The sequence below is a fragment of the Halorubrum sp. T3 genome (genome assembly GCF_000296615.1).
In the GTDB taxonomy this organism is placed as follows: Archaea; Halobacteriota; Halobacteria; order Halobacteriales; family Haloferacaceae; genus Halorubrum; species Halorubrum ruber.
On record NZ_JH815330.1, the window covers coordinates 980,094 to 1,003,207 of the forward strand.

Consider the following 23,114-nt stretch of genomic DNA (forward strand, 5'->3'; position numbering starts at 1 on the left):
CGTTTTGAACGACACCCGCGCAGTGGTGATATGTTGATCACCGTCTCCGGCCCGCCCGGCAGCGGGAAGAGCACTAACGCCGTCCAGCTGGCGGACGCGCTCGGTCTCGGGCACGTCTCCGGCGGCGACATCTTCCGCGAGATGGCGGCCGAACGCGACATGACGCCCGTCGAGTTCAACGAGTTCGCCGAGGAGGACCCGCAGATCGACCGCGACCTCGACCGTCGGCTCCGCGAGATCGCCGTCGAGCGCGACGACGTCGTCCTCGAATCGCGGCTCGCGGGGTGGCTTGCGGCCGACCACGCGGACTTCCGGTTCTGGTTCGACGCGCCGCTGTCGGTCCGCGCGGAGCGGATCGCGGAGCGCGAATCGAAGGACGTCGACCGCGCGCGAACGGAGACGGAGCGCCGCGAGGCCTCCGAGCGCAAGCGGTACGAGGAGTACTACAACATCGACATCGAGGACCTGTCGATCTACGACGCCGCGTACAACACTGCCCGCTGGGGCCCCGAGAAGTTCCTCGACGTTCTCGTCGCCACCGTCGAGGCGTACGACCCCGAGGACGACGAGGGGAAAGCGCCCGTCGAGGGCGTCGTCTACGACTTCTGAATCCACCGACCACCGACCCGCATGACAGACGCTCCCGACGCTGACGCCGACGCTTCCGCCGACGGTGAGGACCCCCTCAGAGCCCCGCCCGGTGAGCGTTCGGTGCCGGAGCTCCTCCGGTTCGGCGTCGTCAACCTCGACAAACCCGCCGGCCCCTCCTCGCATCAGGTGTCCGCGTGGGTGCGCGACGCGGTCGACGAGACGCTCGCGGCGCTCGACCCCGAGGGCCCACCCACCGGCGGCGTCGCCCACTCGGGCACGCTCGACCCGAAGGTCACCGGCTGCCTTCCCACCCTGACCGGCGACGCGACGCGCATGGCGCAGGTGTTTCTGGAGGGAACCAAGGAGTACGTCGCGGTGCTGGAGCTCCACGGTTCGGCTCCGGCCGACTTCCGGGAGGTCGTCGCCGAGTTCGAGAGCGAGATCTACCAGAAGCCGCCGCGGAAGAGCGCCGTGAGCCGCCGGCTCCGCACGCGGACGATCCACGACCTCGACGTGCTGGAGGTCGACGGCCGGCAGGCCCTCCTCCGGATCCGATGCGAGTCGGGGACGTACGTCCGGAAGCTGTGTCACGACGTCGGGCTCGCGACGGGGGTCGGCGCGCACATGGGCCACCTCCGCCGGACCGCCACCGACCCGTTCGACGACCGCGACCTCCACACGCTCCAAGACCTCGTGGACGCCCTCGCGTGGGCCGAGGACGGCGACGACGCGCTCCTCCGCGAGGTGGTCCGGCCGGCCGAGGACGCCCTGACGCACCTCCCCGCGGTGACGATCGCGCGGTCCGCCGCGCGCAGCGTCGCGACCGGCGCGCCCGTCTACGCGCCCGGCGTGATCGACGTCGACGAGGACGCCACCCGGCCGGTCCGCGACGGCGACGACGACCCGCCGCTCGTCGCGTGTTTCACGCCCGACGGCGTCGCGGTCTGTCTCGGGCGCGTCGTCGGCGATCCGGACGCCGACGGCGGGACGGTCGTCGACTTAGAGCGCGTTCTTTTATAATTCCGCCAGCCCCGGGTTCGAGTATGGACGAGTCGGACGAAGGCGGGGCCGCGGACGAGGACGGACGAATAGCACTCGGGAGCGCGAGCGCGACGCCGGGGACGCTCGATCGCGGTCGGCTCCCCGTCGCGGAGCTCCCGACCGGAGGCGCGGAGCGGCTCCCGGTCGTCGTCGCGAACGGCGCCAGCGACGGACCCACGCTGTGGCTCACGGGCGGCGTCCACGGCGACGAGGCGACGGGCGTCGCGGTCGTTCAGGACGCGGTCGCGGCCCTCGGCGACTGCCTCGCCGACCTCGCGGGCGCGGTCGTCGCGGTGCCCGTGGTCTCCCCCGCCGGACTGCGGCGGAACGCGCGGGAGACGTACTACGCCGACGAGGACCCGAACCGTCACTTCCCGGACGCCGACGCGGAGTCGGCACGCCCGCCGAAGCTTCAAGAGCGGATCGACGCCCGCCTGTACGCGGCGATCACGGGTGCGGCCCCAGACGACGCGGGCGAGCCCGCGGACGATTCGACCGAGTTCGCCGTCGAGACGGTCGGGACGAACGCGGCCGCGGACGCGCTGATCGACTGCCACACCGCCGGCGTCGGCAGCGAGCCCTTCGCGATCCGCGACCGCGTCCTCTACGGCGACCGCCGGAACGAGTCCGAAGCGGCCGCGCTCTCCGCGGAGCTCGGCCGGCTGATCGACGCGTTCGGCCTCCCGGTCGTCCGGGAGTACCCGGCGGCCGAGTACGTCGAGGAGAACCTCCAGCGCTCGACCGCGGGCGCCGTGCTCAACGAGGCTGGAATCCCGGCGTTCACGGCGGAGTTAGGCGCGCACAGCGTCGTCGACGACGCCCTCCTCAAGCCGGGCGTCGCGGGCGTCTTCGGCGTCGCAGTCGAGCTCGGGCTGCTGGCCCCCGGAGACGTGCCCGAGTCGGTCGCCGAGCTCGGCGTCGGCGTCGATCCCGCGCCCGTCGACTTCCCCGTGCGGCGTTTCCGCGGGCCGACGACCGACGATTCCGGCGTCGTCCGGCACCGCGTCGCGGCCGGCGACGCGTTCGGCGAGGGCGACGTCCTCGCCAGCGTGGTTGACGCCGCGGGCGAGGAGCGCGCGACGGTCCGCGCCGACAGCGACGGGTACGTCCTCGGTCGGTGCGAGGGGCTGGCCGTCTACGAGGGCGACCCGATCGGCAGCCTCGCGGTGCGGGACGACGGCGACCTCGTGGTCCCGCGGGACGCCGACGAGGAGTGAAGCGAAGTCCTTAATTACCGGACCGTCGTTTTTCAGCGTGTAGTCAGGGACCGTGGGGTAGTGGTATCCTATGCGGATGGGGTCCGTATGACCTGAGTTCGACTCTCAGCGGTCCCATGAAATTCTTTACAGATTGGCATTATCGGCAGTCTCAACACCTTCTAACGCCCGAGACCCGCATTCGGGGGTGCGCTATGAACCGCCAAATCGGCGGTTCCGACGAAACCGGCAGTGCCGGTACTGTGGTGATGCTATCTCTGACAGAGACCGAATAGTACTCGCTGAAGCCAGCGATGGCCGCTAGAGCGACGTTTTATCTTTTCTCGGCTGGTACGCGTGGATATGGCACAGTCGTCGGTTCGGATCGTGACCGAAGTTCACGACGAGCCGCATATCGAGGGGCGGCGCGTGACCGTCCGGCGGATTCAGGGGCTCGTCGAGGGGGCCGAAAAGTCTGCGGAGGAGGTGGCCGAGCAGCTCGACCTCGACGTGGCAGACGTGTACGGCGCGCTTCAGTACTACCACAGTCACCCCGACGAGATGGCGGCGGTCGAGCGCCAGCGGGCGGAACGCGAGGCCGCGGCGCGGGAGGCCGGAGCGGTGTCGCTGTCGGAGCTGAAAGACGACGAGAGCGCGTAACTGGATGGAGTATCGGGTCCTCGTCGACGAGAACACGAGTCCGCGGGTCGCGGAGACGCTCCGGGGAAAGGGCATCGCCGCGGACCACGTCCACGAGGCGCTTTCCGAGGGCGTCGACGACGAGTCGATCGCGGCGCTCGCTCGTGAGGGCGGCTACGCCGTCCTCACGCACGACACCGATTTTCTCGACGCGGAGACGCGAGGCGACGTGCCGGTGCTCTACTACGCCGACGATACGCTGGACACCTACGCGATCGCCGACCGCGTCGCGGAGGTGGTTGAATTGGTGCCGGAGCCGACCGACCTGCCTCCGATCGTGAACCTCAACGAGTGGGGTTGAAACTCGTGATCGAAACGCGCGATCAGGTCGATACGGACCTGATCGGCGCGCACTGGCTGGCGACTGAGGCGGCGCCGCGAGATCAGTTCCGATCGCTGTCAACGAGGCGGGCGGCTTCGCGAACGTCTGCGAGACGGCGACGAAGACGAACTCGCTGATCGACCGGCTGAAGGCGATCGAACTGCCCGACGTCGACGACGCGGCCGACGACTTGGAGAACTATCTGGAGACGAAAGAGCGCGCCGAGGAGCTCAACGCGGAGATCGAACGAACGGACCAGCTTATCGACGAGTTCGTGTATGAGTTGTACGAGCTGACCGACGAAGAGATCAAGATCGTTGAGGAGGCTGTTAGCGAGTAAGCGAGCAGGCCGCTCGATACGCTAACAAATACGCTAGTCAGACCCGTCAATACTATCTGCTCTAGCTTGAACACTGTCTTCTGGACTAAATGTGTTTCTCGTGTTCTCATACGCCATTTCCGCTTTTTTCTGTGGGATCTTTGATTTCAGAATCTTTGATTTCACAGTACTCTTTAATCCTTCTGTTACCGACCCCTGGTACCGAACTCGGAAGTCGTTGCTACCATTAATTCGGTTGTGATCTCCGTGGTACAATATATCCGACTTCTTTGCTAATTCCAGTAGTTTATTTGCCTTTTCTTCCAGAAGATTTTGCTTCTTATCACCGGAGGGGCCGACCTCACATAGATCAACGTACTGATCTTGAAAATCAGACCGATCAAATTCACGAGGGTGGTCGGATGGTCCATACTGCTTGGTTATTAGATTCATTAGAGTCTCTTGAAGAGCGACAACATCCGGTGAACTTAGGGCAATAGACACCTCTTTATATTTGGTTCGGAGATAATTTATACCATCTTCTACGGGACCCTGTAGTTTGGAATGAATAATATCTCCTCCTTCTACGGTAAGCTGAACTGGGGGATCAACGGAACTACCCCCATCTGATTTTGCCTTGCTATTTTCTCCAGCAAAATCATCGTCAACACTCCAGAGGGCATAGCCTGTTCCTCGCCCGGTCGGAACCCCCTTCCAGAGATATTCAAATTCAATATCGCGACAGTCTTGTTTCCGGACGGCGGTTACATATTGTATATGGTTGATATTCTTTCCATCAGCACCTAATTGATCTAGAATATAGTCCTTGTGCCCCACGACGATATCATTCACCTCGCCGATCCTGTTTGGCCATGACACATAGTCCTCTCCGCTGGGCTCACAAACTATAAAACAAAGGTTGACACTCCGGTGATTACTTTCTGTCAAGAGAATGTCGGCCGGGTTCTCTTCTATTTCAAAAAGTGGGTTTGTGAAACTAAGTTCGTACTCAGTCCTAAAACCATCTGGATTGTCGGAATGGAACGCATTTTTAATAGCCTCAAATACATTCTGTTTTGGTAGTATATTTGATCGGTATTCCGACTTTAGAAGGTCAAGAACATCTTCATCATTGATATTACCACGGTTATCCTTGTACTGTGATTTAAATCGGGATTTATCGTTGTCTGTTAGGCGCCCGAGGTAGTTGTCAGAATCTACATCAGATACTCGGACCATCGTTTAAATCCTCGCTGGCTGACAGTCCGAATCAAAATGATCTTGCGCAAAATTGTAAATACGGAACTGTGGATCAATATCATTCCCATCTATCGGATATACCTGAATCGCTTCTTTGGTACCCTCAAGCTCTGTCCGGCCGTACATCTCGTTATCGATGATCTCTGCTGAGAATCTGGAAGGTCCTACTTTTTGATACTCAGAAAGCCCTAAATCCCAGCGATCTTCAGACAGTCGCAGTTTGAACGTGTTTATTGCTTGCTCGTCTATCTTGGACTGTAACTGAATTCCCCATGGCTTCGCGACAGAAATATCTTGATCCTCAAAGACATTGCTCTTAGATATGCTTGGACCGCCAGTATTGATTGTGTCCTTGAGCATCTTTTTGCGATCCTTTTCACCGCTCAGAATATCCCAAGCGTTTGAAATAGATCCTTTTTGATGGCTTACAATCCCCTTTTGTTTTAGACCGAATTTGAACTCACCCGGCCGCTCAAATCGAATATTTGTAGGGAGAATACCATACTTTTTCCTCATTTCTTTATATGTCTCCCTTCCATCTTCTGCCCAATACGTCATTGTTCGCTTGATATCTCCCCGTTTATCTGAAGGAATATCTGAATAGGCAGATCGATGACCAGTAAAGAACGGGATGATAACATCGTCATTCCGCCTAACCACCTTTGCTCTCATCCGATCCATTTCCTCCATAGAAATCCAGAACCGACCTAAGTTGCCGTCAGTGGATAAGAAATTCTCTATCGTATCTGGCATCTCGTCAGAAATATTTGCTGTAGTTATGAATATGGGAAAGTCATCGTCGTAGTACACATAATAAGGGATTGCTTGGCCATCACTATGGGCAGCTAACAACTCAAGATCCTCTTCATCCTCCTGCCAAATTCGCTCAAAACTACCTTCAATCGAGTCGAAAAATTCTGATCTCGTAGAGTAATTATTAACGGAACCGATCAAATTGACGTTTGAACCGACTTCCTCAAGATTGTCTTCCTCGTCAACGAAATTGAATAGCTTCTGTTCAGAGGCAAATATTTGCCCGCTTACATCTAAGAAATCCAACTCTGTCATATTGTAAATAATCTACTATGACGTGATTGTCGTTCGTAGCGACACTTATCTTCTACCATCTTAATACCTGCTATCCCTGTCGTGAATCTAGTCCTCCAACCAGTCCTTACCAAAGAGATTTTGTCTTGTTTCCTCAACGTCGTTTATGTCCTCATAAAGGGCGTTTTGGTCGGGTTCAGGCACGTCTTCTCCCTTTCGTATTCTGGATATTGTGGATTTGTACCGCAGCACATCTGAATAAAACTCCACTATTTTGTTTATACTCTCTGGCGAAAGAAGGCCTAGCCTCTGAAGGTTATTTTCGTAGACTCTTGTAGGGATTGAACCTTCCTGAGGAACTTCTTTTGGAGCAATATCCACACTGGCAGAGGGCTTTTTTCTGTCACTCATTGAGTTGGCACATACTTCCAGTCCTTCCATTCGCCGTATTTCTGATTTTAGAGCCCTTCTTAATTTGACACGTTCAAACCACTGTCGGAGAATATAAGCACCAAACCCACTTCCAACTACCGTTGCCGCTATTTTGAGCCATTCTGGAAATCCTGAGGTTGGTTGATCTGTAACCGGCTGAATTGTAGGGCCGATAGTCACCTCAGACACAATTTCAAACATGATCTGAAATATTATTAGAATCCCGCCCACTCACCCAGCCTCGTAGCAGGTGTCGGCCGCAGACCCGGATCAGGAACGTCGAGTCCGGGATCGACTTTCTCACGCAGATACAGCCGGCCCCACGTCATGATCGACCAGTAGATCTCCACGTGACCGACCCAATATCGCGGTCTTCGCGCTCAACGAGTTCGATGTCGACCAGCACGATCGAGCGGTTCAACACCGACGCTATTGAATGCTAGTGTTAAACAGGAACAAAAATACGACAGGAGTGATAACCGGGCTACGCGATTAGCTGAAGTCCCACGTCCGCTCGAAGATCGCGTTTCCGCTCGGGTCGTGGATTATTCGAACTGTAGCCTCACCGGTATCCCAATCGTTGAGACCTCCATCTCCGTTACCAATCTCCTTCCGCTCGCCTGTTTCCCAAGTGTCTCCCGGGAAGGAAGTGTTGACTCTCTCACCGTCAACGGAGAGTACTAGATCACCCGCTTCAAGCGACTGGCCGCCTGTCTTGGTTATGTTGATCGTTTGCGAGCTATTGTCGTCGATTGTAAAGGTCGCCTGCGGCGCGGTGTCGCCCAACTGATCGCCGAGCCCGAGGACGAACGTCCCGATGACGGCGGCCAGGATGACTGTGATCGCGACCATCAGGATGACCCCGATAACGGGGCTCACCGCGCGGTCGTCCGATTTGGATTGGTTCTGTGGTTTCATTGTTTGAACCCAGCGGTTCACCGAGAAACGGGAGTGGGAGCCTCGTGTGCCATGGTCGAAGTGGCTCCCAAGTCCGTTCCGATCGGTTGCTGGCTAACTAAAGAGATGAGGACCGCGCTTATGTACTTAATGGCATGAATATCAGCGCCGAAAATTGAACGGTAGGGGCCACACACCTGACGGATGAACGACCGCTGACATCCATCGATGGGCACTGGCGTAAAAAATGGGTGTGTTTTTATTTCTACCCACACTATACTCGGGCATGTCCGAGGCGACGCTGGACGATCGGGGCCGGATGACGCTTCCGAAGGAGTTGCGGGAGCGCTACGGCGATCGCTACCGCATCGTCGAGGTCCACGACGGGATCAAGCTGATCCCGGTCGCGGAGGATCCCCTCGACGCCCTTCGAGACGAGTTCGCGGGGGTCGAGAAGACGGCCGACGAGCTTCGCGAGGAGGCACGCGAGGCGGCGTTCAACGAGGCCGGGCGCTGAATGTACGCGGAGACCGACTTTCTCCTCGCGCTCATCAAAGACGAGGACTGGCTCGGTGAGGCGGCCGAAGAGGTGTACCGCGACCGTCGAAGCGAGCTGTGGACGTCGCAGTTCACGCTCATCGAACTGCTCTTAGTCGCCTACCGCGAGGACCGAGACACGGAGCGAGTCGTCGCGAACGCCGCGAATCTCGTCGAGGTCCGCGGCGACGTCGACACGGTCGTCGCGGCGGCGACGTACGTCGAGGAACACGGATTCACGCCGTTCGACGCCCTCCATCTCGTCGAATCGGACGGGGACCCGATCGTCTCCAGCGACAGGGCGTACGACGGCTTCGCGCCGCGAATCGACCTGACGGAGCCGAACGTGGACTGACGCTCCGCAACCACTAAACGCGGCTCGCTCCTTGCTCCGGTAATGGCCGACTGGACGGAGAAGTACCGCCCGAGCACGCTCTCCGAGGTGCGCGGCAACGACAAGGCCCGCGACGCGTTCGCGGAGTGGGCCCGCTCGTGGGACGACCACCGCGAGGCGGTCGTCCTCCACGGCAGCCCGGGCGTCGGGAAGACGAGCGCGGCGCACGCGCTCGCAAACGACATGGGGTGGGAGACCGTCGAGCTCAACGCCTCCGACCAGCGCACCGCCGACGTCATCGAGCGCTTCGCGGGGCGGGCCGCGCGCAACGCCACCCTCGGCGGGAGCGCGGCGGGCGGCGGCGCGGCCGGCGGCGACACCGCCTCGCGCCAGCTCGTCATCTTAGACGAGGCCGACAACATCCACGGCAACTACGACCGCGGCGGCGCCTCGGCGATCACGAAGCTGGTGAAGGAGTCCGGCCAGCCCATCGTGCTCATCGCCAACGACTTCTACGACATGTCGCGCGGGCTCCGGAACGCCACGCAGGAGATCGAGTTCCGCGACGTCTCCGCCCGCTCCATCGTCCCGGTCCTCCGCGACGTCTGCCGCAAGGAGGGGATCGAGTTCGAGTCGGACGCGCTCCAGCGGATCGCGGAGGGCAACCGCGGCGACCTCCGCGGCGCGATCAACGACCTCCAGGCCGCGACGCAGGGCCGCGACTCGATCACGGTCGAGGACGTCGTCACCGGTGACCGCGACAAGGCGCTCGGGCTGTTCCCGTTCCTCGACGCGGTCCTCAAGGAGGAGTCCGCCGAGGAGGCGCTCCAGTCCGCGTACGCCGTCGACGAGACGCCGGACGACCTCTCGCGCTGGATCGAGAACAACCTCCTCGACGTGTACGAGCCGGCGGAGGCGGTCCGCGCGTACGATTTCCTCGCGAACGCGGACGTCTGGCTCGGCCGCGTGCGCGCCACGCAGAACTACTCCTACTGGCGCTACGCGACCGACAACGCGGCCGCGGGCGTCGCGGCCGCCCGCGACGGCGAGAAGGGCGGGTGGACGCGGTACGGCCGCCCGCAGTTCTGGTCGTCGTCTGACGCGACCGCGGACGAGGTCGTCGGCAAGATCGCGGCCGCGAGCGGCTGTAGCGTCGCGACCGCTCGCCGCGAGGTGTTGCCGTTCCTCCAAGCGGTCACCCACCACTGTAAGCCCCGCGAGCTGACCGTCGCGATGGCGGCGGCGTACGACCTCGACGAGGCGGGCGTCGCCTTCGTCACCGGCTCCGGCGAGTCGACGAACAAGGTCGCCTCTATCGTCGAGGACGCGCAGGCTCGCCGCGACGAGCTGATCGAGGAGCACGCCGACGGCGCTTTCGCGTTCGACGGCGCGGCTCGGGAGGACGAGGAAGACGACGCGGCCGCAACTGACGAGACGGACCGAGACGGCTCCGAAGCGACTGCTACCGGGAACGACCGAGATGGCTCGGCGGAGGCCGCCGACGCGGAGACCGACGCGTCGGACGGAGAAGACGACGACGATCAGGCCGGGCTGACCGACTTTATGTGAATTACACGCGGTCGCGCATCACCGATCTCCGCCGCCGCGGACCGGAGCCGAGCTCGGGTTGGCGTCGCGTTCGCTCGCCTCCGGGACCTCGATCGACTCGCCGACGACGAACTCGAACCGGGCGCCGCCCTGGCGGCTCTCCGTCACCGACACCGTCCAGTCGTGCGCCTCCGAGATCCGTTCGACGATCGCCAGTCCGAAGCCGGTGCCGTCCGGCGCCGTCGTGTGTCCCGGCTCGAAGACGGCCTCCCGCTGGTCGGGGTCGATCCCCGGGCCGTCGTCCGCGACGTAGAATCCCTCGTCCGTCCCCCCGACCCGGACGCGCACCGCGGCGTCGTCGGGGTCCGTCTGGGCGCCGTCCGCGTCCGACCCCGTACGCGGCGCGAACGTGCCGGGCGCGACGCCGTCTCCGGGCGCCGATTCGTCGTCGGAACCGGAACCCGGCGGGCCGTCTCCCTCGGGCGTGCCGTGTACGATCGCGTTCCGGAAGAGGTTCTCGAGGACCTGCCGGAGCCGGTCCGCGTCGCACCGGACCGTCGGGAGCGGTCCGTCGACGACGAGCGCGGCGTCGGCCGGCTCGCCGACCGTCCCCCACGCGCTCTCGACCACCGATCGCAGGGCGGTCGGCTCGGCGGCCTCGACCGTCTTCCCCTCGCGGGCCAGCGTCAGGAGCTCGCCGATGAGGTCGTCCATTCGGTCGAGCGCGTCGAGGGCGCGGTCCAACCGCTCGCTCGACGCGTCGCCGTCGAGCTCGTCGGCCAGCTCGACGTTTCCGACCGCGACGGAGAGGGGGTTCCGGAGGTCGTGGCTCACCACGCTCGCGAACTCCTCGAGCCGCTCCCGCTGTCGTTCCAGCCGCTTCCGCCGCTCGACCCGTTCGTCCGCGAGGAAGAGGTACCCCACCACGTCGCCGCCGTCCGTCGTCCGCCCGCGCTCGTGGACCCACTGCGGCTCCCCGTCGGCAGCGACCCGATACACGACGTCGACGGGGTCAGCGTCGAGCGCCTCTCGGAGCCGGTCGCGGTCCTCGCCGGCCACGCAGTCGAGCCAGCCGCCGTCCGGCCGCTCCGGCGCGTCGAGCCGCGTCTCTCCCGACGCCTCGATCACGACCCGAGCGGGGTCACCCTCGGGGCGGCGGTAGGCGATCCCGGGACGCCGTTCCATCGCTCGCGACACGTGTCAAGGAGGTTACCCTGTCGGCATAAACCTTACTCGCCTATCACTTGTCAGACGCTGAGATCAAGTCAGATTCTCGCGGAATAATCAAACGCGGGGCGGGGCCGCCGAGAGACCTTTGTCCCGTCCGCCGATCGATCGCCGTATGCGCGCAGCGATCCTCCGGGAGTACGGCGAGCCGCTCGCGGTCCGCGAGCTGCCCGAGCCCGAACCGGCCCCCGACGGCGCCGTCGTCCGCGTCGACGCCTGCGGCGTCTGCCGCAGCGACTGGCACGCGTGGGCCGGCCACGGCGAGTGGGCGGACGACCGCGTCCCGCGCGGCCAGGTCCTCGGCCACGAGCCGGCCGGGGAGGTCGTCGCGGTCGGGAGCGAGGTCGACCGGTTCCGTCCGGGCGACCGCGTGGTCGTCCCGTTCTCGCTCGGCGACGGCACCTGCCCGCACTGCCGCCGCGGGGCCGGCAACGTCTGCGAGGACGGGCGCGCGCTCGGATTCGAGGCCGCCGCCCCGGGCGCGTTCGCGGAGCGCGTGGCGGTGCCGGCCGCCGACTACAACCTCGTCGAGCGCCCGGAGTGGCTCGGCGCAACCGCCGCCGCGGCGCTCGGCTGTCGGTACATGACCGCGTATCACGCGCTCGCCGAGCGGACGACCGTCGGCGGCGGCGACGCGGTCGCCGTCCACGGCTGCGGCGGCGTGGGGCTCTCTGCTGTCCAGATCGCGGCGGCGCTCGGCGCCCGCGTTATCGCTGTCGACGTCGACGACGAGGCGCTCGCGCTCGCGACGGAGTTCGGCGCGGTCGAGACCGTGAACCCGGAGTCGATGTCGGACGGGGCAGGCTCCGTACCCGAACGGATCCGCGCGCTCACTGACGGCGGCGCCGACGTCTCGCTCGACGCGCTGGGGATCGCGGAGACCTGCCGCAACTCCGTCCGGTCGCTGCGTCCTCGCGGGACGCACGTCCAGGTCGGGCTCACGACGGACGCCGAGCGCGGCGAGGTGTCGCTGCCGACCGACTGGATGACCCGGTGGGAGATTTCCTTCCTCGGCTCGCGCGGGATGCCGCCGACGAGCTACCCGGACCTGTTCGCGCTGATCGAGGCGACCGGGATCGACCCCGGCGACTTGGTCGCCCGCGAACTGTCGCTGTCGGAGGTCTCCGACCGGCTCGCGGCCATGGACGAGTACGACGTGCGGGGCGTCGAGGTCGTCACCGAGTTCGGGGGGTGACCGTCACCGGTCTCGGTTCGCGCCGAGTCCCGGGATCGCGACCCGGGCGTCCACGCGCTCCATGAACTTCGACGCCGTGAGCACTAACGCGAGGTACATCGCCCCGAGTATGAGGAAGACGGCCGTGTACCGGAACGTGTCGGTCGCGACCTGGTTGGCCCGGTAGTACAGCTCCGGGACGGTGATGAAGCCCGCGAGCGACGAGTACTTGATCAGGTAGACGAACTCGTTCGTCCACGAGGGGATCGCGTAGCGGAGCGCCTGCGGGAGCACCACGTAGTAGATCGACTCCAGCTTCGAGAGCCCGATCGCCCGTCCGGCCGTGATCTGCCCCTCGTCGACGCTCTCGACCGCGCCCCGGATGTACTCGGCCTGGTAGGCAGCTCCGTTGAGCGTGAACCCTAAGATTGCGACCCACACCACGTCGCGCGGAAACACGCCGGACAGCACCGCGGGCACCGACGCCGCGAGGTTCAGGCCGTAGTAGAGCACGAACAGCTGCGCGAGGAGAGGGGTCCCGCGCAACAGCTCGGTGTATCCCAGCGAGAGCCACGCCGAGGCGCGGCCGTACACCCGCGCGACCGCCAGCGGCACGGCGATGAAGAAGCCGCAGACGAGGCTCACGCCGGTGATGACGACCGTGAGCCACGTCCCCTGCGCGAGGACGGGCGAGAGCTCGACCACGAACGCGGCGTCGGCCGCCACCGCGGCGAGCCCCGGCACCGCGGCGAACGCGCTCTCGACGGCGTCCGGCGCGACGAACGGCTCGCCGACCGGGGCGATGGCGCCGCCGAGCCATCTGTTGACCCAGCTGACGACGAGCCAGCCCCAGAACAGCGCGCCGGCGGCGACGAGAAGGACCCTCCCCGCGGACGGGTCCGCGTCGGCCACGCGCTCGCCCACCGTCCGCGGTCGCGTCGCCCCCGCCATCAGTCGTGGCTCGCGATGCGTTCGAGGAAGCGGCCGGTCCGCTCTTTCTCGGGCCGTTCGAACAGCTGCTCGGGCGGCCCGCGCTCGACGACCCGGCCGTCGTCTAAGAACACGACCTCGTCGGCGACCGCCCGGGCGAAGCTCATCTCGTGGGTGACGACGAGCATCGTCATCCCCTCGTCGACCAGGGCGCGCATCACCTCCAACACCTCGCCGATGAGCTCGGGGTCGAGCGCGCTCGTCGGCTCGTCGAACAGCATGAGCTTCGGCTCCATCGCCAGCGCGCGGGCGATCCCCACCCGCTGCTGTTGGCCGCCGGACAGCTCCGCGGGGTACGAGTCGAGCTGGTCGGCGAGCCCGACGCGCTCCAGCTGGTTCGCGGCGCGCTCGCGGGCCTCGTCCTCGGAGAGGTCGAGGACGCGACGGGGCCCGAGCGCGACGTTTCCGACCGCGCTCAGGTGCGCGAACAGGTTGAAGCTCTGGAACACCATGCCGACCTCCCGGCGGAGCTCGTCGACGTCCGTGTCGGGCGAGAGCACCTCCACGCCGTCGAGGGTGATCGAGCCCTCCTGAGCCTCCGCGAGCCGGTTGACGCAGCGGAGCATGGTCGACTTCCCGGATCCGGACGGCCCGATCAGAACGGTCACGTCGCCGCGGTCCATCTCGAAGGAGACCTCGTCGAGCACCTGCTCGTCGCCGTACCACTTCGAGACGTCGCTCACCCGGAGGAAGTCGCCGTCAGTCACGCCGACTCCCCCTCCGGGATCGCGTAGCGGGTACCGAGGTAATCGAGCGCGCGGTTCGTCGTGAATGTGAGGACGAAGTAGATGCCACTGATGAACAGGATGACTTCGAGGACCGCCGTCGTCTCTTGGGTGAACAGGTCGTACCCGCGGGTCAGAAGCTCCGCGAGCCCGATCGCGAAGACGATGCTCGTGTCCTTCAACACGATGGTGAACTCGTTTTGGAACCCCGGGATCGACCGCCGAAGCGCCTGCGGCACGACGACGTAGCGGATCGCTTCGAATCGCGAGAGCCCGACGGATCGGCCCGCCTCCAGCTGGCCGTCGTCGACGCTCGACAGGGACGCTCGGAATATCTGCGACTGGTACGCCGCGCTCCGCAGCCCTAATCCCAAGATACTCGCCGAGACCGCCGGTGAGATCGACCCGACGCCGAGGTTCACCTGCGGGACGCCGATCACGAAGTACATCACGAGGAGGATGACGACGATCGGCGTCCCGCGGAGGACGACGCCGGCGGTGCTCACGAGCCGCTTCGGGAGCCCCTCGCCGTACACCTCCACCGCGCCGGCGGGGAAGCCGGCGAGGAACCCGAGCAGGATCGACGCGACGGTGAGCCCGACCGTCAGCAGGACGCCGCCGGCCAGGTAGTCGACGTTCCGGACGACGAACCACCAGTCGGCGGGATCGCCGACCAGCCACCAGTCGATCGACTCGCCGACCGACCGAACGGCACCGCTCGCCGTCGCCCCCGCGGTAGACCCCAGACTGTCGAGACTCCCGGACGCGATGGGCGCGAGCGACCCCGCCACCGACATCCTACTCCTGCCCGAACCAGGTGTTCGTTATCTCCTGGTACGTCCCGTCGTCTTGGACGGTCGCGAGCCCGTCGTTGAGCGCGGACTGGAGCTCCGACTCGCCCTGGCGGAGCCCGAAGCCGAACTGCTCTCCGGTCTCCTCGACGAACGCGATCGTCACGTCGCGGTTCGCGGCGAACGTCTCCGCGACGGGGTTGTCGACGACGACCGCGTCGATGTTCTCGTTCGAGAGGTCCTCGACCGCGAGGACGTAGCTGTCGTACGTCGAGAAGTTTTCCTCCGAGATGATCCCCTCGTCGACAAGGTTCGCCTCCACCTCGTCCGCGCCGGTCGTTCCCGACTGCGCCCCCACGCGCGTACCCTCGAAGTCCGCCCATCCCGACGGCTGGAAGTCGCCGCCCTCGCGCACGAGGATCGCCTGGTCGGACTCCCAGTAGGGGTCGGAGAAGGCGATCGTCTCTTGCCGCCCCTCGGTGATCGTCATCGCCGCCGCGATGACGTCGATCTCTTCGTTCTGCGTGAGCGCGGGAATGAGCCCGTCGAAGTCGAAGGTGGCCCACTCGTCGATCTCATACTCCGTCTCCTCGACGACCGCCTCGAGCAGGTCGACGTCGAACCCGACTAGCTCGCCGTCCTCCCGCATTTCGAACGGCGGGAATCCGGGCGCGGTTCCGGGCGTGATCGTCATGCTGCCCCCGCTCTCGCCGAGACAGCCGGCGAGGCCGGTGGCTCCAACGGCGGCCGTTCCGCCGGTCAGTTTCAGGTAGGTCCGACGACTCACATCAGCGTGCGTGCGGCGTGTCATACCCGTGCGAGTACGGCGAGCGATTTCAACCTTTCCTCCCTCGGGCAGGGTCACCCCGTCTCTGGGGGTCCGACACCGCCTTTGCCAGGGTGGCTAACAAAAATTCGGCCGTGCGGCGCCGGTCAGTCGCCGCCGATGGGGACGGAACCGTCGCGCATCGACTCTGTCCCGCGGAGGGTCCACGCCGCGCCCGCGGCGAGCGCGACCGCGACGCCCAGCGCGGCGAGGTTGATCCCCTGCCACGTGGCGGTGTACAACACGAGATCGCGACCGAGAAGCAGCGTCCCGACGAGCGCGGCCATCGACCCGGCGGCGAGCGCGCGGACGGTGGCGGCGGTGCCGGCGTCGAGCCCGTCGTACCGGTTCCGGGTCGCCTCCGTCGCGTACGCGACCGTCGCGACGAGCCCGAGGTGCCCGGCGAGCCCGGTGATATAGAAGGCGGCCTGCGCGGGCGGCGCGTAGGTGAGGAACGGCACCGCCCGCGAGAAGACCGCGCTGGCGACGATGCCAGCGACCGCGACCCCTGCGGCCGCGCGGAGCAGCCGCACGTTCCCCCGGCCGCCGCCCCAGATGGTCGCCAGCCCGAGCAGGGTGAAAATCGCCAGCGCCACGATCAGGTGTGCGGCGTGCGTCGACACCGTGTACCCGCCGGGGACGAGTCCACTGAGGGTAACGGTGATCGCGCCGACGGTGATCTGAAGCGGGAGGATCGCGACCGCCAGCGTCGCCGCCAGTTTCGTCCGACGCTCGAAGCCGGAGCCGAACCACGTCCACCCGGCGACCCCGATGATGAGGAAGCCGGTGACCATCGCCCACACGCGGTGGAACCACTCGATGAAGTCCGGGTTGATCGTGAGTGCCGGGATCAGCTGGTCGGAACACAGCGGCCACTGGGCCTGACACGCGAGCCCGGAACCGGTCGCCGCGGTGTAGACGCCGAGCGAGAAGAGGACGAGTGTCATTCCCGTCGTCGCCGCCGCGTATCGCCTGAACGTTAGCCACGCGGGCCGAAGACTCATTGGCCGATTTCGGGCGCGCGCGCACTTAGACCGTTCGGCCGCTCCCCGCGCACGGGAAGCGATCGACCGACCGTCGGCAGAGTTTCTTATAAATACGGTGCGGTTGGCGCGCGCCTCCGAGCGGCCGCCATCGGCGGCCGCGAGGAGAGAGAGACCAAAGGTCTCTCTGACAGCCGGCGGCGCAGCCGCCGGCGAGAGCGCGTGCGAGGGAGTCAGTCGCCGGAGCGAAGCGACGGCGACTGACGAGGTTGGGGAGGCGTGAGGCGCGGTTGCTGTGCGTTCCCGCGAGCGAAGTGAGCGGGAGCACGGAAGTCGCAGCCCGCGCAGCGAAGCGAGCAGGAACGTCTTCCGGAGGGGCGGGACTCGAAGGGGCAGGCGCGAGGACGAAGGTGGCCGAAGTAAGCACCACAGGGAGCGAGTGAAACGAGCGACTGAGGAGCGCAACGAGGCCCCCGAGTCCTCGCGCCTGGGGCTTCGGCGGTGATCGCCGCCGATCAGCTATCACTCATTTATAAGGCAGCGACTGGGATTCACGGTATTCGCCGTCGATCTGCGAGCATCTATTTATAAGTGATCTGCTGAGACTTCAGCGGTACTCTCTATTGATTCCCGACAACAATTTATAAACGACTAGTCGGGTACCGAACCCCTTACCGTCGATTTCAGCCGGACAAATTGCGCTTCGCCGTCCGCGCACGCTCGGACATCTCCTCGTTGCCGTCGACGTCCGCGAGCGTCTCGACGGCCTCGAGGTTCCGCACTGCGTCGTCAAGGAACGAGAGCACGTCGCCGGTGTACGCGTACACCATGTAGTCGTCGGTCATCACGTCGACGATGGCCTGCGGGCCGAGCCCCTCGGCGCGCAGTTCGAGGACGTAGCGCATGAACTTCTCCTCGGGATGGCCGCAGTAGGGGTTCGAGTCGCAGTCGCAGTCGAGGAAGTCCTCGGCGAAGTCGAGGACGCGGTCGCGGGTCGTCTCGTCGAGCTTCGAGAGGCCGTCGCCGGTGAACAGCAGGTCGAGGGTGGCGCCGGCGAACGCTCCCTTCGGGATGTTCGCCTCCAGCTGGGAGGCGAGCTGCCGGTGATTTTTCACGTAGATCTTGTCGGTGAAGGCCACGGTTACGCTTCGATACGCCCGCGGCCCTCAAAAACGACGCGGTGGACGGAGACGCGAGCAGCGGCCCGCCCGGGCGCTTCGTCCCGGACGCCATTCCATGCCACGCCCGTCCGGGAGTCGTAACCGTTATTTACCGAAGCGGGGTACTTTGCGACGCGTGTCCGGGTTAGGGTAGTGGACTATCCTTCAGCCTTGTGGAGGCTGAGACGCGGGTTCGATTCTCGCACCCGGACCTTCTCGCGGCGAGCAACTCCGCGAGCCGCGAGGCTCCGCAGAGAATCGAAGCAAGGAGCGGCACGAGCGAACGCGAGCGGAGCGACTGAGGTTCGATTCTCGCACCCGGACCTTCTCGCGAAACGTGACGACGAACCGATTAGAACTCGATCCGCTCGCCGTCCTCCGGGACCAGCACGTCCGCCGTCTCCGCCCGGAGCTCCTCGCGCGAGAGCAGGCAGTGGTTGATCGCCTCCATGTGGACCACGGCGACGGCGGCGTCGGTCGCCCCGCGTACGGCGGTCACGTCGTCGACGCCCATCGTGATCGGCTCGCCCTCGTTGAACCGCGCCGCACCGCCGTTGAGGACGACCGCGTCGGGGTCGAACTCGTCGAGCGTCTCCGCGACCGGTTCGTACCAGACCGTGTCGCTGGCGAGGTACAGCGTCTCCTCGCCCTCGAAGACGAACCCGGAGACGGGACCCATCCGCTCGGCCAGTTCGCCGTGTCCGTGACGGCCGGGCATCCGGTGGAGCGTGACGCCGTCGAACGACGCCGAATCCTCGACCGGTCGCACGTCGGTGAACCCGTCGTCGACGAACGCGTCCGCCTCAGCGGGCTGGCAGAACAGGGGCACGTCCGCGTCGAGCTCCGCCGCCGCCGCGTCGTCGAAGTGGTCCGGGTGGCGGTGGGTGACTATCACCGCGTCGTGCGTGAGGTCGACGTCCGGCATCGGGGCGAGCGGATTGTTCCGGTCGTTCGGGGTGTTATCGATCGGCGGCAGCGCGCCCTGCGGCGCGAACAGGGGATCGACGAGGAAGGCCGTCTCGTCCACGGTCGCGAGGACCGTGGCGTTGCGAACGAGGGTAACGTCAACGCCTGCGTCGGTCGACATGCGCGTCCTATGGCGGGCCGGGAGTTGTGGCTTGCGGCGGATCGCCGTCGATCCTCGGGAGGTCGACGACGAAGACGGCGCCGCGCGGCTCGTTGTCCTTGACCCGGACGTCGCCGCCGAACTGCGCCGTCAGGATCGAGACGAGGTAGAGGCCGATCCCCGACCCGGAGCTGTCGATCCCCTTCTGACCCTTCCCGAAGAGGTTCGGTCGGACCTCGTCCGGGATACCGGGGCCGTCGTCGGCGACGCGGACCCGAACGCGGTCCGCCGTGGCCTCCATCCCGACGGTGACCGTCGGCGTCTCGGTGTCGTTGTGCTGGACGGCGTTGTTCAACAGGTTCCGAAACACGGAGGTCAGCAGCTCGTTGGCGCGGACCGTGACCGGCGGGAGGTCGCCGTCGACGACGAAGGTCGCCTCGGGGAACGAGTCGCGCGCCGCCCGGATCTCGCCGTCGAGCAGTTCGCCGAGATCGACCGGCTTCGTCTCCGGCGCGACGTCCGCCGCGAGCGAGTCGACGAAGTCGCGGGCGATCTCGGTGAGCTCGATGACGTGTCTCGACTTCCGCAACACGCGTTCGAGCGCGTCCCGACCGTCGTCGTCGACGTGGTCCTCGAGCGTCTCGGCCCAGCCGTGGATCACCGCCATGTCGTTTCGGATGTCGTGGCGCACCACGCGGTTCAGGGCCTCGAGCTGTTCGGTCCGCTCCTCTAAGCTGATTCTGTACCTCTCCCGGTCGGTCACGTCGTCGATCGCGAGCAGCTCGCCGCCCATCGCCCCGCCGGAGGTGAACGCGTTCCGAGTGACCCGATAGAACCGCTGTGCTTCCCCCTCGCCGACGCGGACGAGCCCGTTCTCGTCCACGTCTGCCGCGAGGTTCGGCAGGACCGACTCCAGGGGGTCGCCGACCGCGTCGCCCAGCTCCGGAAACAGGTCCCGGGCGGCCCGGTTGAAATCGCGGACGTGGCCGGCCCGGTCGACGAAGACCGCGGCGGCGTCGCTCTCGGCGGCGAACTGGATCGTCTCGAACCGGCGGAAGTAGACGAACAGCGTTCCGAGCGCGAACAGCGCGACGCCCGGCGGCTCGTACATCAGCGGGAGCAGTCGCGGGGACGCGGCGCCGAAGACGGTGGCGACCGTCGGGATCCCGGTGAGGGCGACGAGCCCGATCAGCGGCCGGCTGTCGGTCCCGGTGTAGTAGAACTGCTCTAAGAGCATGAAGAAGCCGACGGCGATGACCGCGTACGACAGACCGAGCACCGCCCAGTAGAGGGGTCCATGTTGGATCGCCAGGTGCGGGAACGGCTCCGTCCGCCACGCCGTCGTGAAGTAGAGGCCGTGGAGCGGGTTCGTGACCTTCAGGAGGGCCGTCGCGGCGAAGACGCCGATCGCGGCCCGCCGATACGGGGCGCGTCGCGGCGACCGCCCCGTGTAGGCGGCACAGAAGTAGAGCCACGTCCCCACCGCCAGCAGCGCGAACACGAACCCGACGATGTAGAACCCGACCTTCGCCGCCGAGCCGGGCGCGACGAGGTACCCGACGTAGCCGCCGGCCCAGAGGGTCACCGCGATCAGGAGCGCGACGAACCCCTGCCGCGTCTCGGCGTCTCGTATCCGCAGAGCCCGCGGCACGGCCGCGACGCACGCGACCGCGGCGGCCGCGAACACGGCCACGTGTGCGAGGAATATCGGGCTCATGCGTCGAACGTGCTGTCTTCGGGAGGTCGTCGGATAACGGTTCGGAGATCCGACCGGCCCACCCGAAGGTCCGCAGGAGCCCGAGCACCCACCGCGCCACCTCGGAGCGGACGAAGAAGGCGCCCTCGGGGCGCGAGAGCCGCCGCCCGGACCACAGCGCCGCGTCCACCGTCATGACCAGTTCGGGGCGAGGCCCCCATCGCGACGATCGTCAGGCCGACCGTGAGCTCGCTCACGCCGAACCGCCGGGCGATCCGCACCGTCGAGTCGACGAGCGCGCGGGCGCCGATCCACGGGCCGAGGACGGTGACCGCGATGACCGCGAGCTGGGCGATCGGCGCTCCCGAAAGCACGTACGTAGCCGCTCTCGAACGGCGGTGGAAAACCGATCCGCCGAACCGGCGCGGTCCGACCCGCGGCGTATCGCCCGCGTATTTATATGTCGCTCGCGAGTCACACCGACCGTCATGAACAGACGTGAGGCGACGGCGACTCGACGCGGGCTGCTCCGGAAGAGCGCCGGGCTCGGCGCCGTCGGGGTCGCCGCCCTCGCCGGGTGTTCGGGGTCCGACGGCGACGAGCCGGCCTTCGAGGAGAGGTTCGAGGACGGGCTCGGCGACTGGGAAACGGGCGCCGCGATCGGTCCTGAGGTCGACATCGACGACTTCGACTGGGAGGTCGATGTCTCCGAGACGGAGGCGGTCGCGGGCGAGCGCTCGCTCCGGATCTGGAACCAGGGCGACTACGACGACGGGGTGACGTGGGCGGTCCACCCGGTCCCGATCGAGTCCGGCGAGTCGTATCAGATCGAGGTGAGCGGGCAGTTCTGGAGCGAGTCGGAGTCGTTCAACACGATCCGGCACGCGCTGATGCGGCTGGCCCCCGAGCTGCCGGAGACGGAAGAGGACTTCCCGCAGCCCGGGCTCAACACGACCGACCTCGGCGAGACGCCGTACGGCGGGCTCCGCGACGCGCTGTGGCTCGCGGACGGCTGGCGCGAGTACGCCTTCGAGTGGACGACCCCGGAGCTGTCGACGGACACGCTGTACCTCGCCGTCGGCACGGCCGTGATCTGGGAGGCAGACGCGACGCACTACGTCGACGACCTCTCGGTGACCGTCGAACCGCGATGAGCGGGAACTCGGAGACGGCGTCGAGCGCTTCCGATGCCCCTGACGGCCCCGACGCCGAGAGCGACACCGACACCGCCGACACGATGCGCGAGCGCGCCGGCGAGAACCGCGTCAAGCTCTGGCTGCTGTTGCGCGCGAACCGACTCGTCGTCGCGGGGGTCCTGACGGTCGCCGTCTTCGTCGCGTTCGTCGCCGTCGCAGTCGGCCTCTCGCCGTCCCTCGCGGAGAAGGTCGGGTCGAGCGACCCGATCGAGACGCTGTTCGCCTCGATGATCACGGCGATCGTCACCGGGGCGACGCTCGTCGTCACGATCGGACAGCTCGTGCTCACGCAGGAGAACGGCCCGCTCGGCGACCAGCAGGAGCGCATGGACGACACGCTCGCGGTCCGGGGCGACATCGCGGAACTCACTGACGGGCCGACGCCGACCGACCCGGCCGCGTTCCTCGACGCGATCCTCGGCGCCGCGGCGGAGCGCGCCCGTGACCTCCGCGACGCGGTGGACGATGAGGGAGACGACGCCGACGGGTCGAGCCGGGACGCGCTCCGAGCGGAGGTCGACGACCTCGTGACGGGACTCACCGAGAACGCCGACGCGGTTCGCGGCCAGCTCGACGGCGCCGAGTTCGGTTCCTTCGATGTCGTGTTCGCCGCGCTCAACTTCGACTACGGGCCGAAGATCGGCCGGATCGAGCGCATCACGACCGATCACGACGAGACGCTCACGGACGACGAGCGGAACCGCCTCGGGGAGCTGAAAGAGACGCTGTCGCTGTTCGGCCCCGCCCGCGAGCACGTCAAGACGCTGTACTTCCAGTGGGCGCTGATCGACCTCTCGCGCCTGATCTTGTACGCCGCGGTGCCGGCGCTGGTGGTCGCTGGCGTCACCCTCACCGCCGTCGACGCCGGCACGTTCCCGGGGAGCACCCTCGGCGTCGACCACGTGACGCTCGTCGTCGGCGGCGCGTTCGCCGTCTCGCTGCTCCCGTTCTCGCTTTTCGTCTCCTATCTGCTCCGCGTGCTCACCCTCGCGAAGCGCACGCTCGCCATCGGGCCGCTGGTGTTGCGCGACTCGGAGTGAGCTCGCTGTCGCTCTCG

24 protein-coding genes, 2 tRNA genes and 2 pseudogenes are annotated in these 23,114 nt (G+C 65.8%); 14 read left to right on the forward strand and 14 right to left on the reverse strand.

The genetic code is table 11. From position 1 onward, the window contains the following. Nucleotides 1–30: 30 nt before the first annotated feature. From cmk to B378_RS17550, 7 genes and pseudogenes are all read left to right on the forward strand, one after another. Nucleotides 31–609: a (d)CMP kinase gene (cmk, locus tag B378_RS0114035; RefSeq protein WP_017344399.1), complete on the forward strand. Its 579-nt coding sequence runs from the start codon at nucleotides 31–33 to the stop codon at nucleotides 607–609. 21 nt (nucleotides 610–630) lie between these two features. Next, nucleotides 631–1,611, forward strand: coding sequence for an RNA-guided pseudouridylation complex pseudouridine synthase subunit Cbf5 (locus B378_RS0114040; protein ID WP_017344400.1), 981 nt, complete (start codon nucleotides 631–633; stop codon nucleotides 1,609–1,611). Nucleotides 1,612–1,634: 23 nt separating this feature from the next. Next, nucleotides 1,635–2,849 (forward strand): succinylglutamate desuccinylase/aspartoacylase family protein, encoded by a 1,215-nt coding sequence (locus B378_RS0114045; protein ID WP_017344401.1) that lies wholly within the window; start codon nucleotides 1,635–1,637, stop codon nucleotides 2,847–2,849. A 46-nt stretch (nucleotides 2,850–2,895) separates the two neighbouring features. Then, nucleotides 2,896–2,966 (forward strand) — tRNA-Pro (locus B378_RS0114050). A gap of 225 nt (nucleotides 2,967–3,191) precedes the next feature. Continuing rightward, on the forward strand, nucleotides 3,192–3,488 hold the full coding sequence (locus B378_RS0114055) for a DUF433 domain-containing protein (protein WP_017344402.1): 297 nt from the start codon (nucleotides 3,192–3,194) through the stop codon (nucleotides 3,486–3,488). 4 nt (nucleotides 3,489–3,492) lie between these two features. Then, nucleotides 3,493–3,828 (forward strand): DUF5615 family PIN-like protein, encoded by a 336-nt coding sequence (locus B378_RS0114060; protein WP_017344403.1) that lies wholly within the window; start codon nucleotides 3,493–3,495, stop codon nucleotides 3,826–3,828. A gap of 85 nt (nucleotides 3,829–3,913) precedes the next feature. Then, a pseudogene (locus B378_RS17550) lies at nucleotides 3,914–4,189 on the forward strand (restriction endonuclease); the annotation flags it as partial. Between the two features lie 33 nt (nucleotides 4,190–4,222). Here the strand turns inward: B378_RS17550 and B378_RS16865 are convergent. The 4 genes from B378_RS16865 to B378_RS0114075 all read right to left on the reverse strand — a co-directional run bounded on the left by B378_RS16865 (nucleotide 4,223) and on the right by B378_RS0114075 (nucleotide 7,825). Further along, nucleotides 4,223–5,407 (reverse strand): hypothetical protein, encoded by a 1,185-nt coding sequence (locus B378_RS16865; RefSeq protein WP_155118222.1) that lies wholly within the window; start codon nucleotides 5,405–5,407, stop codon nucleotides 4,223–4,225. Nucleotides 5,408–5,410: 3 nt separating this feature from the next. Next, a complete protein-coding gene (locus tag B378_RS16870) occupies nucleotides 5,411–6,496 on the reverse strand; it encodes a hypothetical protein (protein WP_155118223.1) in 1,086 nt (361 codons plus the stop codon). 87 nt (nucleotides 6,497–6,583) lie between these two features. Continuing rightward, nucleotides 6,584–7,138 carry a hypothetical protein gene (locus tag B378_RS16875; RefSeq protein ID WP_155118224.1) on the reverse strand — a complete coding sequence of 185 codons (555 nt, stop codon included), beginning with the start codon at nucleotides 7,136–7,138 and terminating at the stop codon, nucleotides 6,584–6,586. 261 nt (nucleotides 7,139–7,399) lie between these two features. Continuing rightward, nucleotides 7,400–7,825: a type IV pilin gene (locus B378_RS0114075; protein WP_017344406.1), complete on the reverse strand. Its 426-nt coding sequence runs from the start codon at nucleotides 7,823–7,825 to the stop codon at nucleotides 7,400–7,402. A 265-nt stretch (nucleotides 7,826–8,090) separates the two neighbouring features. Between B378_RS0114075 and B378_RS0114080 the strand changes: the two genes are divergently transcribed. The 3 genes from B378_RS0114080 to B378_RS0114090 are packed head-to-tail and all read left to right on the forward strand — an operon-like array spanning nucleotide 8,091 to nucleotide 10,244. After that, nucleotides 8,091–8,321, forward strand: a complete 231-nt coding sequence (locus B378_RS0114080) for an AbrB/MazE/SpoVT family DNA-binding domain-containing protein (RefSeq protein WP_017344407.1) — start codon at nucleotides 8,091–8,093, stop codon at nucleotides 8,319–8,321. Beyond that, nucleotides 8,322–8,696, forward strand: a complete 375-nt coding sequence (locus tag B378_RS0114085; RefSeq protein WP_017344408.1) for a PIN domain-containing protein — start codon at nucleotides 8,322–8,324, stop codon at nucleotides 8,694–8,696. It abuts the gene before it with no gap. A gap of 42 nt (nucleotides 8,697–8,738) precedes the next feature. Beyond that, nucleotides 8,739–10,244 (forward strand): replication factor C large subunit, encoded by a 1,506-nt coding sequence (locus tag B378_RS0114090; protein ID WP_017344409.1) that lies wholly within the window; start codon nucleotides 8,739–8,741, stop codon nucleotides 10,242–10,244. A gap of 18 nt (nucleotides 10,245–10,262) precedes the next feature. Here B378_RS0114090 and B378_RS0114095 read toward each other — a convergent pair whose 3' ends face one another. Next, a complete protein-coding gene (locus B378_RS0114095; RefSeq protein WP_017344410.1) occupies nucleotides 10,263–11,420 on the reverse strand; it encodes a HAMP domain-containing sensor histidine kinase in 1,158 nt (385 codons plus the stop codon). Nucleotides 11,421–11,565: 145 nt separating this feature from the next. Here B378_RS0114095 and B378_RS0114100 point away from each other — a divergent pair, with 145 nt between their 5' ends. Continuing rightward, a complete protein-coding gene (locus tag B378_RS0114100) occupies nucleotides 11,566–12,645 on the forward strand; it encodes a zinc-dependent alcohol dehydrogenase family protein (protein WP_017344411.1) in 1,080 nt (359 codons plus the stop codon). A 3-nt stretch (nucleotides 12,646–12,648) separates the two neighbouring features. On the opposite strand, the gene B378_RS0114105 is transcribed toward B378_RS0114100, so the two are convergent. The 6 genes from B378_RS0114105 to B378_RS0114130 form a co-directional block, all read right to left on the reverse strand. Then, the gene (locus tag B378_RS0114105) at nucleotides 12,649–13,575 is read right to left on the reverse strand and encodes an amino acid ABC transporter permease (protein WP_017344412.1); all 927 of its coding nucleotides are present in this window, start codon (nucleotides 13,573–13,575) and stop codon (nucleotides 12,649–12,651) included. Continuing rightward, nucleotides 13,575–14,321, reverse strand: a complete 747-nt coding sequence (locus B378_RS0114110) for an amino acid ABC transporter ATP-binding protein (protein ID WP_017344413.1) — start codon at nucleotides 14,319–14,321, stop codon at nucleotides 13,575–13,577. The genes B378_RS0114105 and B378_RS0114110 overlap by 1 nt, the downstream gene beginning before the upstream one ends. Continuing rightward, nucleotides 14,318–15,136, reverse strand: a complete 819-nt coding sequence (locus B378_RS0114115) for an amino acid ABC transporter permease (RefSeq protein ID WP_017344414.1) — start codon at nucleotides 15,134–15,136, stop codon at nucleotides 14,318–14,320. Before B378_RS0114115 ends, B378_RS0114110 begins: the two co-directional genes overlap by 4 nt. A 1-nt stretch (nucleotide 15,137) precedes the next feature. Then, the gene (locus tag B378_RS0114120; protein WP_026046304.1) at nucleotides 15,138–15,941 is read right to left on the reverse strand and encodes a basic amino acid ABC transporter substrate-binding protein; all 804 of its coding nucleotides are present in this window, start codon (nucleotides 15,939–15,941) and stop codon (nucleotides 15,138–15,140) included. A 122-nt stretch (nucleotides 15,942–16,063) separates the two neighbouring features. After that, nucleotides 16,064–16,960 carry a COX15/CtaA family protein gene (locus B378_RS0114125; RefSeq protein ID WP_323749068.1) on the reverse strand — a complete coding sequence of 299 codons (897 nt, stop codon included), beginning with the start codon at nucleotides 16,958–16,960 and terminating at the stop codon, nucleotides 16,064–16,066. A gap of 662 nt (nucleotides 16,961–17,622) precedes the next feature. Further along, complete coding sequence (locus tag B378_RS0114130; RefSeq protein ID WP_017344417.1) at nucleotides 17,623–18,078, reverse strand: DUF5814 domain-containing protein; 456 nt, start codon at nucleotides 18,076–18,078, stop codon at nucleotides 17,623–17,625. A 160-nt stretch (nucleotides 18,079–18,238) separates the two neighbouring features. On the opposite strand from B378_RS0114130, the gene B378_RS0114135 reads away from it, so the two are divergent. Beyond that, nucleotides 18,239–18,311 (forward strand) — tRNA-His (locus tag B378_RS0114135). A 140-nt stretch (nucleotides 18,312–18,451) separates the two neighbouring features. Here the strand turns inward: B378_RS0114135 and B378_RS0114140 are convergent. The 3 genes and pseudogenes from B378_RS0114140 to B378_RS17360 all read right to left on the reverse strand — a co-directional run. Beyond that, complete coding sequence (locus tag B378_RS0114140; RefSeq protein WP_017344418.1) at nucleotides 18,452–19,186, reverse strand: MBL fold metallo-hydrolase; 735 nt, start codon at nucleotides 19,184–19,186, stop codon at nucleotides 18,452–18,454. A gap of 7 nt (nucleotides 19,187–19,193) precedes the next feature. Beyond that, the gene (locus tag B378_RS0114145) at nucleotides 19,194–20,882 is read right to left on the reverse strand and encodes a histidine kinase N-terminal 7TM domain-containing protein (RefSeq protein WP_017344419.1); all 1,689 of its coding nucleotides are present in this window, start codon (nucleotides 20,880–20,882) and stop codon (nucleotides 19,194–19,196) included. Between the two features lie 157 nt (nucleotides 20,883–21,039). Then, nucleotides 21,040–21,235 (reverse strand): annotated as a pseudogene (locus B378_RS17360) (sodium:calcium antiporter); the annotation flags it as partial. A gap of 114 nt (nucleotides 21,236–21,349) precedes the next feature. On the opposite strand from B378_RS17360, the gene B378_RS0114155 reads away from it, so the two are divergent. Continuing rightward, entirely contained in the window at nucleotides 21,350–22,015 is a 666-nt protein-coding gene (locus tag B378_RS0114155; RefSeq protein ID WP_017344420.1) for a hypothetical protein, read from the forward strand. Next, nucleotides 22,012–23,097 carry a hypothetical protein gene (locus B378_RS0114160; RefSeq protein WP_017344421.1) on the forward strand — a complete coding sequence of 362 codons (1,086 nt, stop codon included), beginning with the start codon at nucleotides 22,012–22,014 and terminating at the stop codon, nucleotides 23,095–23,097. The genes B378_RS0114155 and B378_RS0114160 overlap by 4 nt, the downstream gene beginning before the upstream one ends. Nucleotides 23,098–23,114: the final 17 nt, after the last annotated feature.

What these genes read in the sequence shown, in the direction of transcription:
- cmk (WP_017344399.1), top strand. Translation starts at nt 31, where the DNA reads ATGTTGATCACCGTCTCCGGCCCGCCCGGCAGCGGGAAGAGCACTAAC.
- B378_RS0114040 (WP_017344400.1), top strand. Translation starts at nt 631, where the DNA reads ATGACAGACGCTCCCGACGCTGACGCCGACGCTTCCGCCGACGGTGAG.
- B378_RS0114045 (WP_017344401.1), top strand. Translation starts at nt 1,635, where the DNA reads ATGGACGAGTCGGACGAAGGCGGGGCCGCGGACGAGGACGGACGAATA.
- B378_RS0114055 (WP_017344402.1), top strand. Translation starts at nt 3,192, where the DNA reads ATGGCACAGTCGTCGGTTCGGATCGTGACCGAAGTTCACGACGAGCCG.
- B378_RS0114060 (WP_017344403.1), top strand. Translation starts at nt 3,493, where the DNA reads ATGGAGTATCGGGTCCTCGTCGACGAGAACACGAGTCCGCGGGTCGCG.
- B378_RS16865 (WP_155118222.1), bottom strand. Translation starts at nt 5,407, where the DNA reads ATGGTCCGAGTATCTGATGTAGATTCTGACAACTACCTCGGGCGCCTA.
- B378_RS16870 (WP_155118223.1), bottom strand. Translation starts at nt 6,496, where the DNA reads ATGACAGAGTTGGATTTCTTAGATGTAAGCGGGCAAATATTTGCCTCT.
- B378_RS0114075 (WP_017344406.1), bottom strand. Translation starts at nt 7,825, where the DNA reads ATGAAACCACAGAACCAATCCAAATCGGACGACCGCGCGGTGAGCCCC.
- B378_RS0114080 (WP_017344407.1), top strand. Translation starts at nt 8,091, where the DNA reads ATGTCCGAGGCGACGCTGGACGATCGGGGCCGGATGACGCTTCCGAAG.
- B378_RS0114085 (WP_017344408.1), top strand. Translation starts at nt 8,322, where the DNA reads ATGTACGCGGAGACCGACTTTCTCCTCGCGCTCATCAAAGACGAGGAC.
- B378_RS0114090 (WP_017344409.1), top strand. Translation starts at nt 8,739, where the DNA reads ATGGCCGACTGGACGGAGAAGTACCGCCCGAGCACGCTCTCCGAGGTG.
- B378_RS0114100 (WP_017344411.1), top strand. Translation starts at nt 11,566, where the DNA reads ATGCGCGCAGCGATCCTCCGGGAGTACGGCGAGCCGCTCGCGGTCCGC.
- B378_RS0114105 (WP_017344412.1), bottom strand. Translation starts at nt 13,575, where the DNA reads ATGGCGGGGGCGACGCGACCGCGGACGGTGGGCGAGCGCGTGGCCGAC.
- B378_RS0114115 (WP_017344414.1), bottom strand. Translation starts at nt 15,136, where the DNA reads ATGTCGGTGGCGGGGTCGCTCGCGCCCATCGCGTCCGGGAGTCTCGAC.
- B378_RS0114120 (WP_026046304.1), bottom strand. Translation starts at nt 15,941, where the DNA reads ATGACACGCCGCACGCACGCTGATGTGAGTCGTCGGACCTACCTGAAA.
- B378_RS0114125 (WP_323749068.1), bottom strand. Translation starts at nt 16,960, where the DNA reads ATGAGTCTTCGGCCCGCGTGGCTAACGTTCAGGCGATACGCGGCGGCG.
- B378_RS0114140 (WP_017344418.1), bottom strand. Translation starts at nt 19,186, where the DNA reads ATGTCGACCGACGCAGGCGTTGACGTTACCCTCGTTCGCAACGCCACG.
- B378_RS0114145 (WP_017344419.1), bottom strand. Translation starts at nt 20,882, where the DNA reads ATGAGCCCGATATTCCTCGCACACGTGGCCGTGTTCGCGGCCGCCGCG.
- B378_RS0114155 (WP_017344420.1), top strand. Translation starts at nt 21,350, where the DNA reads ATGAACAGACGTGAGGCGACGGCGACTCGACGCGGGCTGCTCCGGAAG.
- B378_RS0114160 (WP_017344421.1), top strand. Translation starts at nt 22,012, where the DNA reads ATGAGCGGGAACTCGGAGACGGCGTCGAGCGCTTCCGATGCCCCTGAC.